At 48.2% G+C, this 14,776-nt stretch carries 16 protein-coding genes; 4 read left to right on the forward strand and 12 right to left on the reverse strand.

The features are described 5' to 3' along the window. The first annotated feature begins 29 nt into the window (after positions 1-29). Entirely contained in the window at positions 30-503 is a 474-nt protein-coding gene (locus tag QMA39_RS18065; protein WP_027953279.1) for a PCYCGC motif-containing (lipo)protein, read from the forward strand. A gap of 197 nt (positions 504-700) precedes the next feature. Here the strand turns inward: QMA39_RS18065 and QMA39_RS18070 are convergent, their stop codons facing one another. The 5 genes from QMA39_RS18070 to QMA39_RS18090 all read right to left on the reverse strand — a co-directional run bounded on the left by QMA39_RS18070 (position 701) and on the right by QMA39_RS18090 (position 5,254). After that, positions 701-1,219 (reverse strand): RNA polymerase sigma factor, encoded by a 519-nt coding sequence (locus tag QMA39_RS18070; protein WP_206936187.1) that lies wholly within the window; start codon positions 1,217-1,219, stop codon positions 701-703. A 13-nt stretch (positions 1,220-1,232) separates the two neighbouring features. Further along, on the reverse strand, positions 1,233-3,245 hold the full coding sequence (locus tag QMA39_RS18075) for a DUF6449 domain-containing protein (RefSeq protein WP_281659487.1): 2,013 nt from the start codon (positions 3,243-3,245) through the stop codon (positions 1,233-1,235). After that, positions 3,220-4,119, reverse strand: a complete 900-nt coding sequence (locus QMA39_RS18080; protein ID WP_281659488.1) for an ABC transporter ATP-binding protein — start codon at positions 4,117-4,119, stop codon at positions 3,220-3,222. Before QMA39_RS18080 ends, QMA39_RS18075 begins: the two co-directional genes overlap by 26 nt. After that, on the reverse strand, positions 4,112-4,489 hold the full coding sequence (locus QMA39_RS18085) for a GntR family transcriptional regulator (protein ID WP_281659489.1): 378 nt from the start codon (positions 4,487-4,489) through the stop codon (positions 4,112-4,114). The genes QMA39_RS18080 and QMA39_RS18085 overlap by 8 nt, the downstream gene beginning before the upstream one ends. A 159-nt stretch (positions 4,490-4,648) precedes the next feature. Next, positions 4,649-5,254, reverse strand: coding sequence for a flavin reductase family protein (locus tag QMA39_RS18090; RefSeq protein WP_281659490.1), 606 nt, complete (start codon positions 5,252-5,254; stop codon positions 4,649-4,651). 135 nt (positions 5,255-5,389) lie between these two features. Between QMA39_RS18090 and QMA39_RS18095 the strand changes: the two genes are divergently transcribed. Both QMA39_RS18095 and QMA39_RS18100 read left to right on the forward strand, forming a co-directional pair. After that, the gene (locus QMA39_RS18095; protein WP_281659491.1) at positions 5,390-6,805 is read left to right on the forward strand and encodes a sodium:alanine symporter family protein; all 1,416 of its coding nucleotides are present in this window, start codon (positions 5,390-5,392) and stop codon (positions 6,803-6,805) included. A 187-nt stretch (positions 6,806-6,992) separates the two neighbouring features. Next, entirely contained in the window at positions 6,993-7,574 is a 582-nt protein-coding gene (locus QMA39_RS18100; protein WP_027953285.1) for a CDP-alcohol phosphatidyltransferase family protein, read from the forward strand. 207 nt (positions 7,575-7,781) lie between these two features. On the opposite strand, the gene uvsE is transcribed toward QMA39_RS18100, so the two are convergent. The 6 genes from uvsE to QMA39_RS18130 form a co-directional block, all read right to left on the reverse strand. Next, positions 7,782-8,738 (reverse strand): UV DNA damage repair endonuclease UvsE, encoded by a 957-nt coding sequence (gene uvsE, locus QMA39_RS18105; RefSeq protein ID WP_281659492.1) that lies wholly within the window; start codon positions 8,736-8,738, stop codon positions 7,782-7,784. Positions 8,739-8,873: 135 nt separating this feature from the next. Next, positions 8,874-9,698 (reverse strand): aldo/keto reductase, encoded by an 825-nt coding sequence (locus QMA39_RS18110; RefSeq protein WP_206936191.1) that lies wholly within the window; start codon positions 9,696-9,698, stop codon positions 8,874-8,876. 75 nt (positions 9,699-9,773) lie between these two features. After that, a complete protein-coding gene (locus QMA39_RS18115; RefSeq protein ID WP_281659493.1) occupies positions 9,774-10,610 on the reverse strand; it encodes an S-adenosyl-l-methionine hydroxide adenosyltransferase family protein in 837 nt (278 codons plus the stop codon). A 79-nt stretch (positions 10,611-10,689) separates the two neighbouring features. After that, on the reverse strand, positions 10,690-11,178 hold the full coding sequence (locus QMA39_RS18120; protein ID WP_281659494.1) for a DUF1189 family protein: 489 nt from the start codon (positions 11,176-11,178) through the stop codon (positions 10,690-10,692). A 14-nt stretch (positions 11,179-11,192) separates the two neighbouring features. Continuing rightward, positions 11,193-11,441: a DUF1450 domain-containing protein gene (locus QMA39_RS18125; protein WP_027953290.1), complete on the reverse strand. Its 249-nt coding sequence runs from the start codon at positions 11,439-11,441 to the stop codon at positions 11,193-11,195. A 25-nt stretch (positions 11,442-11,466) separates the two neighbouring features. After that, on the reverse strand, positions 11,467-12,405 hold the full coding sequence (locus QMA39_RS18130; RefSeq protein ID WP_027953291.1) for a bifunctional riboflavin kinase/FAD synthetase: 939 nt from the start codon (positions 12,403-12,405) through the stop codon (positions 11,467-11,469). A gap of 139 nt (positions 12,406-12,544) precedes the next feature. Here QMA39_RS18130 and QMA39_RS18135 point away from each other — a divergent pair, with 139 nt between their 5' ends. Then, entirely contained in the window at positions 12,545-13,084 is a 540-nt protein-coding gene (locus QMA39_RS18135) for an HD domain-containing protein (RefSeq protein ID WP_281659495.1), read from the forward strand. A 36-nt stretch (positions 13,085-13,120) separates the two neighbouring features. Here the strand turns inward: QMA39_RS18135 and QMA39_RS18140 are convergent, their stop codons facing one another. After that, the gene (locus tag QMA39_RS18140; protein ID WP_281659509.1) at positions 13,121-14,614 is read right to left on the reverse strand and encodes a UDP-N-acetylmuramoyl-L-alanyl-D-glutamate--2,6-diaminopimelate ligase; all 1,494 of its coding nucleotides are present in this window, start codon (positions 14,612-14,614) and stop codon (positions 13,121-13,123) included. Positions 14,615-14,776 lie beyond the last annotated feature (162 nt).

Below are 14,776 nucleotides of genomic sequence, written 5' to 3' on the forward strand. Positions count from 1 at the left end.
GGTAATCTATATAAAGAGGGTGCTTTGTTTTGCTGAAAAATGTACTCATCATGGGTATACTCGTATCCGGCCTGTTCCTTACAGGATGTGGAGCGTCGGAAAGTGAAGAGAGTCATGTCGAACATGCGAACGGAGACCTGCGTGAAGAAACGGCTTCAGCGGATGTCCTCCCCGCCTTCATGGACGAGAAACCCGAAAATGTCCAGAACATCTACCTGGCTGCTGCCCAGCACCGTGATCTGCTTGAAAACATTCCCTGCTACTGTGGTTGCGGAGAAAGCGCCGGCCATAAAGATAATTACGACTGCTTCGTTCATGAAAACCATGACGACGGCCGGATCATGTGGGATGACCACGGAACGAAATGCGGGGTCTGCCTTGAAATTGCTGCCTCTTCCATCAACGATTATCAGCAGGGGAAATCGATCAAGGACATCCGTGCAGATATTGATGAAGCATATGAAAACGGGTATGCAGAACCTACCCCAACCCCTGCTCTTTAATCAGATCGTTTTAAAATGAACAACGAAGGCCGCCCCGGTTTCCAGGGCGGCCTTCGTTTGTTGAGAATTAGTATGTTGTACTCACAGAGCGTTCGAGGTCACGCCCCGCTTAAGCGAATGATCCGCACTCATGGAGACGCTAGAAAAACACAGGTTCCTCTGCACGCTGAAAGGAAGCCATTTTCAGAGTGACTCTTTCATGCCGTCTTTTCCACCGACTTCTTCTGATCGAATTTCTGTTTTAACTGTTTCCGGCCCCGGTGCAGCCTCGACTTCACGGCGCCCTGGGTTATGTTCAGAAAGGCCGCGATTTCCTGCTCCTTCATGCTGTACTGAAAGCTTAAGTGAAGAACATCCCTTATTTTAGGGGATAGTAAGTTGATGGATGATTGGATCTCCTCCTCAAGCTGATGCCGTTCACACGTTGCTTCAACGAGGGAGTCCTTTTGACATAAAGAATCGGGCAGCGGGATATGTTCAAGCGATACTACAACGGCACGCCGCTCTTTTCTCAGCAGATCGACCGCTTTTCTTGCGGCAATCGTAGACAACCAGGCCCCCGCTTTTTCCTCATCCGTCAGTTCATCCAGTTTGTGATAGGCTTTCAAGTACGTTTCCTGCACCACATCTTCAGCAAGGCTGTGGCTTTTCACCACTTTATATGCAGAGAAAAAGACCCGCCGGTGATAACGCTCATAAAGTTCACGGATATCCATCCGGCTCTCCTCCTTACTCAAAATACTGTCGAACGAAATCGGGAGCATTCTCTTTGGTGAACGTCACAATTTCATTATGGTCTTTGTTGGTATCATCATAGTAAAGGGCGACTATATAGGCACCGCTATCCTGATTGTGTTCGCCTTGAAGCAGAGGCTCGATTTTCTCATCACCTTCCACGGCCAGTGGCTCCACGCCCTGTTCCATTAACCGATCATAGATAAATCTCGGATAATCATCGGCGAGCTGTTCCTCCGGCCATTCAAACACTACCGCTTCAGCAATATCCCCAGGTCCGACCATAAACTCCTCATACAACCCTTCCTTTTTAAGCCAGGCCGTCGTTCGTTCATACGCTTCGTATACGGTCGTTTGATAAGGGTTGGTTATGATTTCATTGGATTCGTCCCTCACACGGAAGGATATCCATGAATACATGCCGCTTGGATGGGCCATCTCTTCATAAGACTGACTGCGCAGATCTTCTTGCAAAGCCTTCAACAAGCCGGTCACTTTCTCGTCATCCATGATTGTCTGCGGTCTTCCTTTTCCATTAGGATCAAGATGGATGCGGTCCACCTGTCCACTCTCCAGTGTTAAAGCTGGATAACGGATGTTTCTACCTTCTTCTGTTTCATAAACCGCCTGCCGGGCGGCTTCGATTCTTGGATCAGCCGTTTGGTACTGCCGCTGGACCTCCCGACCGTTTTCCAGTTCGTAATGGATAAAGAAGTAGTCTTCCCCAATCACCATAGGTTCGCTGTATTCGACAAGGGCTTCATGTAAATTAAGAACGGATTCAATTCCCTCTCCTGATGTGATATAGGAAATCGGCGTGCCGTCAATCTGATGCTGTTCATATTCACCATAACCCTCACTGATATAAGCTTTTACAACCGTTTCCTGCTCCGGAATGTAAGCTTCGTAGCTCTGCCAGCCTAACGGAAGGAGAGCCAGGACAGCACCTGCGCTTCCTGTATAGACGAGCCAGTTTTTAATGAGACGGATATGGAAGACACGCCACGTCTTCTCCAACAGCATGACTGACACCATATACCCGAAGGTTCCGCCCAATCCCCAGCCAAACACCATCCAGCCGTACGAACTCAAGCTGAGACCGAAATACATCCCTCCAAGCAGTGCGGTGCAGAAGGTAACACCAAACTTAAAGACAGGGCGCAGCGCTGGAACAGTCACGGCTTTTGTGGCCGTTTCCAACGCACGCCTTTGATAAATGACATAAGAAAGGCCATAAATGACGACAGATGCCAAACCGTACGTCCATAAAGAAACTTGGGATAATGGAAGATCGGAGGCTTCACCACTGGAAGGGGGCGCCGTCAGAACATCTGTGATTGGTGATAAATGCTGGATCGTTTCTTCCTGAACGATGACGCCTGAAAAACCATTGATTGTCATGTCCAGGTAATAGCTAATCAATAAGTACATTCCAGCGGGAAATAGCAGGAAAATATACGTAATTACTGCATGAACAGCGGATAAACCGGTCAGCGTCCCTACAAAAACACCGGTCATAAATAATAGGATGGACATGACACAGAAAAGAACGAGCCAGTAAGCGGCATTTCCCATCGTGAAATAACCCGATACGTCTGCGATCCATGAAGTTACAACTAAAATGATGAAATTCAAGAGAACCGGGACGAGCAGCAGAACAATCCCCGACACCAGGTGATGGTTCAACAGCCTGCCGCGGCTGATCGGTAAGCTATGAGCAAAGTCTGAGGCATCCCTCGTTTGAAGATACCGGAATAAAAAAACAGCCATCAAGACAGGGAGAATCAATAGAAAAACAGCTTGAAGCTCAAAGGCGAACATCGAACCGAGGAGCCCTCCGTCATTTTCCACCGGTAGAGTCGTAGGAGTGGCTGTATTCAGATCCATAAACAGCGGCAGCGGAACGAGAAAGAAAAGTCCAAGAAAATAGACGATGCTGATCCACCCTACAGCTCTGAAATCCTGCTTGAATATTTCCTTATTAAACAAGGATGTTTTCAAACGCATATCCGACACCTCCCATTTCATAGATGAAGATTTCCTCAAGCGTTAACGGCAGGCGGTCATAAACCACAGGATGCCATGACTGAATTTCCTGTGCCACTTCTTTCTCTGTGCCACGGACGATGAGGACATATACGCTTCCCCGTTTTTCTACATGAAGGACGTCAAGATCTGTTTCATCAGGATCAAACGCATCCTCCTTGAAGGCGGCCTGAATTTTATGCACGTCTTCCTTCAAGTCGTCCAAGTCCCGTTCCAACAGGATCTCTCCCTTATGAAGGATGCCGACGTGGTCGCAGATATCCTCCACTTCCCGCAGGTTATGAGAAGAAATCAAAACCGTCATTTCACGTTCAGCCACATCCTGGATAATCAAGTTTCTGATTTTCTGTCTCATGACAGCATCCAGGCCATCAAACGGTTCATCAAGAATCAATACATCCGGCACGGTGGACAATGCGAGCCAGAACGCCGCCTGTCTCTGCATCCCTTTTGAAAAACGGCTGAGCTTCTGCTTGTCGTCCAGCTTAAAAAGCGTTCTCAGCTTTTCGTACCGCTCTTCATCCCAGCCGGGAAACAAGGATCGATAATAGTCCCCCATCTGACGAATGGTGTATTGCGGTAGGAAATACAAGTGATCCGGCAGAAATATGAGCCGCTGCTTTGTTTTCGTATTTTCATAAATCCCAGCATTGTCAATATGGACCTGACCGTCGTCCTGCCGCAGGATTCCTGCGAGCATCCGCATCATCGTCGTTTTACCGGCACCGTTGGATCCAAGCATCCCGTAGATCGATCCCTTGTTCACATGAAAGCTGACATTGGTTAAAATCTGTTGTTTATCGAACGATTTATCGACGTTTCTCACATCAATCATGACGTTCTCCCCCTTCCACATCCTTTAAAAGTTCAGCAATCTCTTCCCGGCTCATACCTAAATACATCGCTTCTGCAAATAATTTCTTCAACTCTTCCCTCACTTTTTCCAGCTCCTCTTTCCGTCCGTTTTTACTTGAAGGATGAACAAAGCTTCCTTTACCTTTCAACGAGTAAATGTAGCCCTGGGACTCAAGCTCCCGGTATGCCTTTTGAATCGTATTCGGGTTGATCGTCAACTGCTGCGCCAGTTCCCTTACAGAAGGAAGCTTTTCATCTTCCTTAAGAACATCGTGAATAATCAGCTGCTTCAGTTTGTCGATCAACTGCTCGTATATCGGCTTACGGCTGCTGATATCCAGTTCAAACATAGATCCACCTCCGTCTCTTCTGTATTAACTGTATTATTACTACTAATACAGTAGTATACACGTCCCCTCTTATTTTGAGAAGGCCCGGAGTGAAAAAACATGGACGCACAAGTCACAAAAAAAGACCGCCGGGCAGGCCGCGGCAGTCTCTGCATACGTTTATGACTTTTTCTGCTTCATACGTCCGGTGGGCAGGGAATAAAACTCCCGGACATATGTATAATCTCCTGCCATCCTTCCAACCGGCTTCAGCTTATAGGGGTCGATTTTATCCACGTCCATATAAACATCGTCCCTCACATGATAACCGACAAGGCGGCCGAGCACTAAATGACCGGATCCCACCTCTACAACCTGTGACAGTGTACATTCCATGTGCACAGGGGATTCCTTCACTCTCGGAACATTTACAAAATCTCCGGGTTCCGACTCCACGCCGGCTGCATGGAACTCATCTACATCAGGACTATGATTTTTACTGCTCTCGTGCATTTGGTCAGCCAGTTGTTCTGTTACAAGATTAATAATGAAGGTTTCGGTTTCCCGTATGTTTACAAGAGTATCCTTCTCCCGTTCTCCATCACCAATGGAAAAACAAAGCGTGACCGGGTCCATGGAAGCTACTGTAAAAAAACTGAACGGAGCCAGATTGGCTACACCATCAGAGCTGAGAGAAGACACCCATGCGATGGGCCGAGGAACGACGGCCCCTTTCACCAGCTTACTCATACGATGCTCATGAAACTGATTTTCTCCGATTTTCATCCTGCTTCTCCTCCTTTACTTTTCATTGTACTAGAATCCATGTTTTTCCACATCATGCAGAGGGATTTACCGTTTAACAGTAAATGGTAAAGGGAATGTATGATTAACATTAAAAATAGGAAGGAGTTTCTTTTATTGGTAGATTTATGGAGTTCCTTTAAAGATGCATTAGCCACTGTATCCAACTTTTTATGGACATACCCTCTTGCTATTATCTTAATTCTCGGCGGGATCTTCCTCACGTTCCGCATCAAGTTTTTTCAATTCCGCTTCTTCGGTCATGTTCTCCATCAAACCGTGGGCCAGATTTTCAAGAAAAACAAACAGAAAGGAAGCATCACTCCTTTCCAGGCGTTCACATCAGCCCTTGCCTCGACAGCAGGCGCCACAAATATTGTGGGGGTTCCGGTAGCCATTTCGCTCGGTGGACCGGGAGCACTTTTCTGGATGTGGGTGGTAGCCCTCATCGGAATGGCAACGAAATACAGCGAGATTCTTCTCGGAGTGAAATACAGGGAAAAGAATGAAAAGAACGTATGGGTGGGCGGCCCGCAGTATTACATAAAAAAAGCGCTCGGCTGGAAATGGGTCTCCACCGCCTTTGCCTTTCTCCTTATGATTGAACTGATTCCAAGTGTCATGGTCCAGTCCAACTCCATCGCCACCCAGACCGAGGGAGCCTTTGGGTGGCCGGTGGAAGTTACCGGCGCCATCATGTGCGTGGCCATTGCCCTCGTCGTATTTGGTGGCATTCAGCGCATTGCCAAAGTTACGGATAAAATGGTACCGGGGATGGTGCTGATTTACCTTGCTGTCTGTTTTTACGTGATCTTTGCCAACATTGGTGAAATCCCCTCCGTCTTCGCTCTTATTTTCCAGCACGCCTTCACACCTGTTTCCGCTACGGGCGGGTTTGCCGGGGCAGCCGTAGCCCAGGCGCTCCGTTGGGGAATTGCGCGCGGTCTTTACTCCAACGAAGCAGGACTCGGGACAGCGTCGATCGCCCATTCCGCTGCTCAGACCGATCACCCTTCCCGCCAGGCGCTGTGGGGGATCTTCAGTGTTTTCGTAGATACGATTCTGATCTGTACCGTTTCCGGCCTTGTCGTGCTCGTTACAGGGGCCTGGACAGAAGTCGATGGCAGCGATGCCTCCAACATGATTAACGTCGCCATCGGCAGTGAGTTCGGCGACGCGTTCGGGGGAAGCTTCATCAGTGTCTTCCTGCTCTTTTTCGTCATTACGACGATTGGAATTCTTGTATTCTACGGAGAGAAGCAGGCGGAATACTTATATGGCCTGAAAGCGGCCAAAGGGATGAGAATCGTTTATATTCTTGCCGTTTTCGTCGGAGCTCTCGGAGGCCTTCAGTTTGTATGGCAGTTCCTTGATCTGCTTCTAGCCCTTGTCCTTCTTGCGAATATTATCCCGCTCCTGTTCCTGCACAAGGAAATCGCGGCACTGACCGATGACTACGTAAACCGGGTGTATAAAAAGAAAACCTCTAAACGGAACATCTCCTTGTTTGAGGAAGAGGAAGATGCCAGCTGAACCTTTCTATACGGAAGCCGACTGACGGGAACTTTTCCCGTCAGTTTTTTTATGGGCGGCTCTCCGATTGTAAGAAAGCTTACACATGGACCTTTTCAATTCTCTTCCCAGCCCTGATTATGCTATCGTCTAAGAGGATAGGATATAGGATAAACAGGCAGGAAAACAACGAAAAGCAGGTGTTCACATGCTCGATACCCACGCCAGGAAATATGTACAGCCTTCCATTGATAAAACCGCCCACTATTTATTAAAACAGGGCCGGTCAGCCAATCAAATCACCATCACCGCTCTATTCATCGGTCTGGGCACCAGTATCCTTTACATGCTCGGCCATCCGGTGGCTGCTGTCGTCCTTTTATGGTTTTCCGGATTTCTCGATGCCGTAGACGGGACAATGGCCCGCCATACTAAAACATCCCCCTTCGGCACCGTGATGGATATTACGTTCGACCGTGTCGTCGAAGTCGGAATCATTCTTGCGATCGCCTACGTGCACCCGGACGTGCTGTGGCCGCTTCTTCTTCTTACTGCCTCCATCATCATTTCGATGACGATATTTCTTGTCGTTGGAGCTGTGTCTGAAAAAGCAGGAGTGAAGTCCTTCTATTATCAGGCAGGGGCGGCCGAACGGACAGAAGGCTTCCTTTTATTCAGCATTATGATGCTGTTTCCGGATTATCTGCTCTGGTCAACGCTGTTGTTCTTTGCCGTAGAACTGTTCACAGGCATCCAGCGTTTTATGGAAGCAGCCAAAATTCTGAAGTAAGATCCCACCAACCGGAGACTTTGACAGAGATAGAGGAGAAAAAGAGATGCTCTTTTGCGAAGCAAAGGAGCATCTCTTTTTTGATTGCGCAGAATGAATGCTTACGAACCGCTTGTCAGTGAAGGATTGCCGAGGGCGTGACGATCGAACGCTCATCCTGGAAGCCTTCAGGTATTAACGTATAGCAGCAGCTTTCAAAAGACTGTTTTATAGATCAAGCACGGCCTCCTCTATCCTTTTCACACCTCTGACAGCAGCCATGTCCTCCACCAGCTTCATGAGAGCAAGATCTTTTCCTTTCGCTTCAATCATAAAATCGACCGGCTGGTTCAATGCTTTCAATTCCTTCAGAAGCGGCTGGATAAAATCAGCGTCCACATAATCGGAATGGCTCCGGAAAGCATTCTCCGATTTCGGGGAGGAGATGTGGATTTTCGGAGGCACATGCATGCCTTCCCATGTCCGGAAAAAGCGGGGAAGAAGGTCCTTCAATGATTCTTCATCTGTATGATTCGCCTTATAGTGATGATAATCGAACATCATTGGAATGTTGTGCTTTTCGCACACGTCAAGCGTTTCCGATATTGTGTAGGTTTTATCATCATTTTCAAGCGTCATCTGCTGTTTGACTGGATCCGGCAGTTGTTTGATATTCTCGTGAAAACGCCCGAGTGCTTTGGCTTTATTTCCGTAGGCTCCGCCCACGTGAAGGTTGATATGGGCTTCCTCATGCAGTCCCATCGCTTCAAGCATCGCGTAATGGTACGTCATATCCTTGACGGCATTGACCGTGACTTCCGGACGGTCACTTGTAAACAATGTAAACTGGTTGGGGTGGAAGCTTGTTCTCATCCGGTGCCTTCTGACAATATCCCCGATTTCCCTGAACAAATACTCAAAGGGTGTAATATAGTCCCACTCCACATCATCATGGGTGGCAAGTGGAATTATGGAGGAAGACATCCGGTATAGGTGGATCTGCCGGGCCACATTATAGTGGAGAATCCGGATCGTACGGCGCAGGTTCATTTCTGCAATAGTATGAAGCTGTTTCAACGCTTCTTCCCGCCCCAGTTTCTGATAGCGGGCGAAGGTCATCGTTTTTGCAGGCGCGGCTTCCCACAGCGATAGAGCGTGAGATACATAGCCGAAGCGGATGATCATAAACATACTCCTTCTCACAAAATGGTATAGTTCTATCTTCCCCATAATGGAAAAGGTTAATAATGGATTCCACTGTCCGGTATGTTTTTTTCCAATAAAAAGGACGGCCATCGTCCGGCCGTCCCATTCTCATTATTATCTTACATTCATTTCCGATGGTTTCGGACCTTTACGCTCTCCACGGTCCAATTTGTTGATGGCCGCCATATCGTCGGCCGTCAATTCAAAGTCAAACACATCAAAGTTCTCTTCGATGCGGGATGGTGTCACGGATTTCGGAATGACAACCGTATCGTTCTGCAGGTGCCAGCGGATGATAACCTGCGCTGGTGTTTTCCCATGCTTTTTGGCAATGGACTGAACATCTTCGTTTTTCAGAACTTCTCCCCCCTGCATGAGAGGGCTCCATGCTTCCAGGAGGATACCATTATCACGGCAGAAATCCTTCAGCTCATTCTGCGCAAGATATGGATGGCATTCCACCTGGTTGACTGCAGGCTTCACATCGCATTCATCCAATAGACGCTGCAGGTGATCAATGTCGAAGTTACAGACTCCGATGGCTTTTACTTTACCGTCTTTATACAGTTTTTCAAGTGCTTTATAGGTCTCAACGTACTCATCGAATTCCGGTGTCGGCCAGTGGATCAAATAAAGGTCCACATAGTCGAGCCCAAGCTTATCAAGTGAAGTTTCAAAAGCTTTCAAGGTATTGTCGTACCCTTGGTCTGTATTCCATACTTTTGTCGTTATGAACAATTCATCGCGCGCAACGCCACTCTGGCGGATGGCTTCCCCGACCTGCTTTTCGTTGCCGTAAATGGCCGCTGTATCAATAGAACGATACCCTGTTTCAATAGCTTTTGTTACCGCAGGCACTGCTTCATTTTCTTCTACCTGCCAAACACCGAAACCGAGCTGAGGCATTTCAATCTGGCTATGTAGCGTAACCGTCTTCATTGTCATTCTCCTTTTCTGCTTAGGGATTTCAAATTGTAGTGTATCATAACGCTTTCATGTGGGCTTCTAATCTGCTCACAGCTTTTTCAATTGTATTTCCCAATTCGATCCTGTCCGAATACCATATGCCTTGGAAAAGGACCCTTGGTTAATGGCGACGGCCATATGATCCAGTGAATTCACATAAAGGAGCGGCTCTCCGATGTGCGTTGCTGCGAAAGAACGGCCGAACGTCACCGTATTGTGATAAACCTCCTGGCCGTTGTGAGTGATCTGCACGTCCAGTTGACTGTCGTAATCGACACCTGTCTGAAGGAACAACCGACGAGGAATGTTGGTCCATACATTTCCAAACCGGACATCAAGGATATCCAGGATCCCCGATACAGACCCAGGTTGAAGCACAGGCTCTTTCACCGGGAGATTCACAAGTTCCGCTGGATCAAGAGGAGGACCGATCTCCTCAAAAGAAATCACTCCGGAAGCCAGTCTTGCTCCTGTATAGGCGTAAATGTCCCGGCCATGGAACGTAAACGATTCGCCGGAGCGCGGAAGACGGTTGACCCGCTCGTCAATCTCCCTTACCTCCACGATTCCTTCAGCCGCCGTTATATGCGTCAACGTACCGTTGTCCGGTGTAATGACGTACCGGCCGGACCCGGTCCGGACCCCGATGCTTCTTCGGGCAGACCCGACACCAGGATCTACGACAGACACAAACACCGTCCCTGTTCTCCAATACCCCATCGTCTGCCACAGCCGGTATGAGCCGTCCCATATATGAAATGGTGGGATGTCATGGGTCAAATCAAAAATGTTCAACGAGTCATCCACTCCATGTGCCACCCCGTGCATGGCACTCACTGCACCATCTCCGAGTCCGAAATCCGATTGAAATACGAGTGCTCCCATTCGAAGAACCTCCATCCTGTTAAATTATGAACATTCTAAATAATTCATTTAAAAAAAGCAACATAAAAAAGCACCGGTCCTAAGAACGGACAGGTGCTTTTGGATAGATGATGATCATCCGGTACATATAAAAGACGAAAAGAATGAAAAAAATAAGAGCACTGATCACGTTCGGCACCGCTGCATATTTCAGCACGACACTGAGAATCAACGGCAGTGTGGCAGCATAAGCGGTCAGCTTCCACAGCAGCTGGTAGCTCAGTTTCCTCTCAAGGGCTTTACAAAGCAGGAGCGCTCCTCCAGCCAATATGGAAACCCCGACAAGGATTAAAAAGACAATCAGCAGCGGATAAAAAACGAGGAACTGCACGATGTACATTCCTCTGGATACTTCTGTAACGCTCGTCTCCAGATACATAATCGAAAAAACCATATCCGGCAGGAACAAAGCAAGCAGAAGAACAAACAAATAACCGATCGTCTGTGTAATGCCTTTTCTATTCAAATGGAACATCGCCTCTTTTTTTGGAAGGCGCAGACTATTCTTCAACGAATCCAAAAACCTCATGACTCTCTCCTGCCTTATTCAGCGTAAATGGCCAGCTCTTCTTCAATCTTCGTACGGATTTTCTCCAGGGCGTCTTCAGGTGTTTTTGCGAAAACGCGCTGATTATTGACAATGGCATACGGGCGGACGGCACACATGCCGCAGAACGATAAACATTCGTTCATGAGTACAGCGACTTCTGGATATTCGGATTCAATGATGCTCTCGATGTCCAGTTCATTGATCAAGTTGCCGTCACATACTTCAACAACAACGATTCCCATCAGGTGTACTCCTTTCTAAGGTGTATTATTCAGGTAAGCCTAAAATTCGACGGGCCTTCTGCTCATCCTTCTGCATCTGTGTAACAAGGGCATCGACCCCGTCAAAATTCTCCTCGTCTCTCAGATGCCGTAAAAACTGAACGGTCACTTTTCTGTCGTAGAGATCGCCGGAGAAATCCAGAAGGTAAGCTTCGACTTTATAAGAATCACCGTTTACCGTCGGGCGGTAACCGGCACTGATTAATGTGTAATAGTATTCAGGAGAATCCTGTACAAGCTTCACAAGACCAAGGTAGACGCCTGGCTTAGCTTTGATGTAGTCATCGATTCCTCCGACATTCAGTGTCGGATAACCGAGCGTGCGTCCAAGCTGCTCCCCTTTTTCAACGAAACCTGTGACTTCATATGGGCGCCCGAGCATCGCCTGGGCCGCTTCCATCCTTCCGTTGGATACATGCGTCCTGATATCGGTACTGCTCACTTTAGAATCATGAAGCATCACACCGGGTACAATCGATACCCCGGCTCCGATTTCCCTGCACAGCTCTGCCAGTCCTTCCGCATCAGAGCCTCGGCCTTTCCCGAATCGGAAGTCTTCTCCTACAATCACATGCTGGATATTCATGCGGTTTAAATGCTCCAGTACAAATTCATCAGGAGATGTTTTTGCATATTCTTTTGTAAAATGGACGTGATAGTAACGATCTACCCCGAACCGTTCCAGACGGGCCAGTTTATCTTCAAGTGTAGACAACCCATACTTAAAGGATTCCTCGCCGCGCAGCACCCACTTGGGATGATCAGAAAAGCCATAAACCGCAACCTTATCTTCCGGACGGGCCAGCTTCTCTGCTTCCTTAAGAAGCGACTGATGCCCCAGGTGTACGCCGTCCATCTTCCCGATAATTAAAACAACGGGCTCTTGATTCTCAGGTGGTCGTCCTTGTACTTCAATCAGTTCCATTAACAAAGCATCCCCTTCAACCTGTTGATTAAACCTTCTAATTATATAATATCCATTCTTATTTAATCAACCTTGGACAGTTTTTGCAATGATTCTGCCCTTGTTCTTCTGTTATGATCAAAGGAAAAGGAGGAAAAGCATGATTGAACAGGCGGAACAACTGGCAGTCAAGGCCCATGACGGACAGAAACGAAAAAACTCATCAGATCCATACATCGTTCATCCACGTAGAGTGAGTGAGATTCTCAGGGCTGGAGGAGGTTCTGCCGCACTCATTTGTGCAGGCTGGCTGCATGATGTCGTAGAAGATACAGAGGTGACAATAGAGGATATCCGGAAGCAGTTTGGTAATCAGGTGACAGAGCTCGTGGCGGCGCATACGGAGAACAAACGACTTCCCTGGAAGCAGCGCAAACAGCACACCATTGACACCGTCAGGAACGGAAGCCTTGATATCAAGGCCCTGATTGTGGCCGACAAGCTCGATAACCTCCTTTCCATCCATACGGACCAGCTGCGTCTCGGGGAAAAGGTGTGGGATAACTTCAACGCGGGATACTCCCAGCAGAAATGGTATTATCAATCGGTGGCTTCAGCTATGTACAATGGTCTCTCCAAACAGGACGCTCCTCCCTTTTTTCCAGAGTACGCAGAACTGGTTGAACAAACGTTTGATTAAAAAAACATCCAGTCCCTTTTGGGAACTGGATTGTTTTTATTGAGCCACTCCGGCATAAAAGCTTTCTATAATCGCCTCGTCTGAATGGGGGATTTCCTCTCCCTTAACCATCTGCGCATTATTGATGCACCCGCTGGTCAGAAGAATAATATCGCCTTCTGCTCCGAGCTCGAGGGAACGCAGAACGCCTTCCTCCCGCGTGCGGGTCTGGTGGACATGTGGAGATTCCGGATGGGAAAATCCTGTACAGACTTGATCAACGATGATCTGCGGATCGTGGTAGCCGGGATGGTCGACCGTTACGATGATCTCGTCGGCCCGGCCTTCAATCGCCGCTGCCATCTTCGGCATTTTATTGAAATCACGAATGCCGATCCCGGCAATCATGACAATTAAACGGCGGTGCTGCAGCTTTTTCACTTCTTCCAGAAGACGGTTTAAAGCTACAGGCGTATGGGCGTAATCAAGAATCACCTTCTGATTCATTGGAGTATCGATGACTTGGAAACGGCCTTCCGGTCCCTGCATGGCCGGGAGTACGGAGAGAATATGATCGATGGTGAATCCAAGGTGAAGAGCTGTCCCGATGGCAGACAGAACATTCGCGACGTTATAGGTGCCGTACACAGGCACCTGTACGTTTTCCGACCGGCCGTACACCAGTAGTGTGAAGGTGGAGCCCTCCTCTGTCACCTCAATGTCTTCTGCTCTGATATCAGCCTCTGGACGGCCTTCTATACTGTACGTCAGCAGCCCTTCCCTTCCCATAGCGAGAAGTTCAGCGGCCATACCGTCATCATCGATATTCACGACGCGGTGATCGGCCTGTTTGAAGAGACGCATTTTACACTCCCTGTAGTGGTCGATGGTATGGTGATATTCCAAATGCTCCTCAGAAAAGTTGGTGTGGATCGCCACATCAAACTGAATCCCTTCCACACGGGATTGATCCAGGGCGATGGACGATACTTCCATTACGGCTGCTTCGTCTCCATGGGTACGCAGGTCACGGAATATATGATGCAGATCCATTGATTCCGGTGTGGTCGGCGTACTTTTTTTATAGGAGAGCTTGCTGCTGGATGTCCATATTCCTGTCGTTCCAATCGATCCTGCCGGAAGTTCAAGAAGCGTAAGCAGCGACCGTACGTAGGCAGCTACGGTCGTTTTGCCGTTCGTACCAGTGACACCAATCGTTTTCAGCTCATCATCTGCTTCTTCATAAAAATACTTCGAGAAACGGGCCATGGCCGATCGTACATGCGCAGTGACAATAAACGTTGTCCGGGTATAGACCTCACTCATACGCCGGAACAGTTCATCCTCATGCCCGATAATGACATTGGCCCCGCCGGCAATCGCCTCCTCGACATACGCATGGCCGTCGAAGGTTTCTCCTTTCAAACAGAAAAAAGCGGCACCCGGCTGTATACGTCCGGAATGGAAGGCGAGGGAGGAAACCGTTTGCTCAGATGGGCCGTAAAGGGCCTCTATATTCAATTGGGGGATTTGATCAAATGAAAGATTCATGTTCATTTTCCTCACTCTTTATATAACTTTATCGTCGTCTTTTTACAGGTGAACTATGTACGGTTCCTCCGTGCGATTAACGGAAACTGACCCACTATTTACCGCTCATGGGGTACATACCTTACTACGTACTTTACCCGTTCTTCAGACACATTGAAACCT

This window comes from Halobacillus sp. Cin3, from assembly GCF_947311855.1.
GTDB lineage: Bacteria > Bacillota > Bacilli > Bacillales > Halobacillaceae > Halobacillus > Halobacillus kuroshimensis.

Coding starts and splice junctions, on each gene's coding strand:
- QMA39_RS18075 (WP_281659487.1), bottom strand. CDS start 3,245: ATGCGTTTGAAAACATCCTTGTTTAATAAGGAAATATTCAAGCAGGAT.
- QMA39_RS18130 (WP_027953291.1), bottom strand. CDS start 12,405: ATGGAACTGATTGAAGTACAAGGACGACCACCTGAGAATCAAGAGCCC.
- QMA39_RS18115 (WP_281659493.1), bottom strand. CDS start 10,610: ATGGGAGCACTCGTATTTCAATCGGATTTCGGACTCGGAGATGGTGCA.
- QMA39_RS18090 (WP_281659490.1), bottom strand. CDS start 5,254: ATGAAAATCGGAGAAAATCAGTTTCATGAGCATCGTATGAGTAAGCTG.
- QMA39_RS18135 (WP_281659495.1), top strand. CDS start 12,545: ATGATTGAACAGGCGGAACAACTGGCAGTCAAGGCCCATGACGGACAG.
- uvsE (WP_281659492.1), bottom strand. CDS start 8,738: ATGATCATCCGCTTCGGCTATGTATCTCACGCTCTATCGCTGTGGGAA.
- QMA39_RS18070 (WP_206936187.1), bottom strand. CDS start 1,219: ATGGATATCCGTGAACTTTATGAGCGTTATCACCGGCGGGTCTTTTTC.
- QMA39_RS18140 (WP_281659509.1), bottom strand. CDS start 14,614: ATGAATCTTTCATTTGATCAAATCCCCCAATTGAATATAGAGGCCCTT.
- QMA39_RS18080 (WP_281659488.1), bottom strand. CDS start 4,119: ATGATTGATGTGAGAAACGTCGATAAATCGTTCGATAAACAACAGATT.
- QMA39_RS18110 (WP_206936191.1), bottom strand. CDS start 9,698: ATGAAGACGGTTACGCTACATAGCCAGATTGAAATGCCTCAGCTCGGT.
- QMA39_RS18125 (WP_027953290.1), bottom strand. CDS start 11,441: ATGGGAATCGTTGTTGTTGAAGTATGTGACGGCAACTTGATCAATGAA.
- QMA39_RS18100 (WP_027953285.1), top strand. CDS start 6,993: ATGCTCGATACCCACGCCAGGAAATATGTACAGCCTTCCATTGATAAA.
- QMA39_RS18120 (WP_281659494.1), bottom strand. CDS start 11,178: ATGAGGTTTTTGGATTCGTTGAAGAATAGTCTGCGCCTTCCAAAAAAA.
- QMA39_RS18085 (WP_281659489.1), bottom strand. CDS start 4,489: ATGTTTGAACTGGATATCAGCAGCCGTAAGCCGATATACGAGCAGTTG.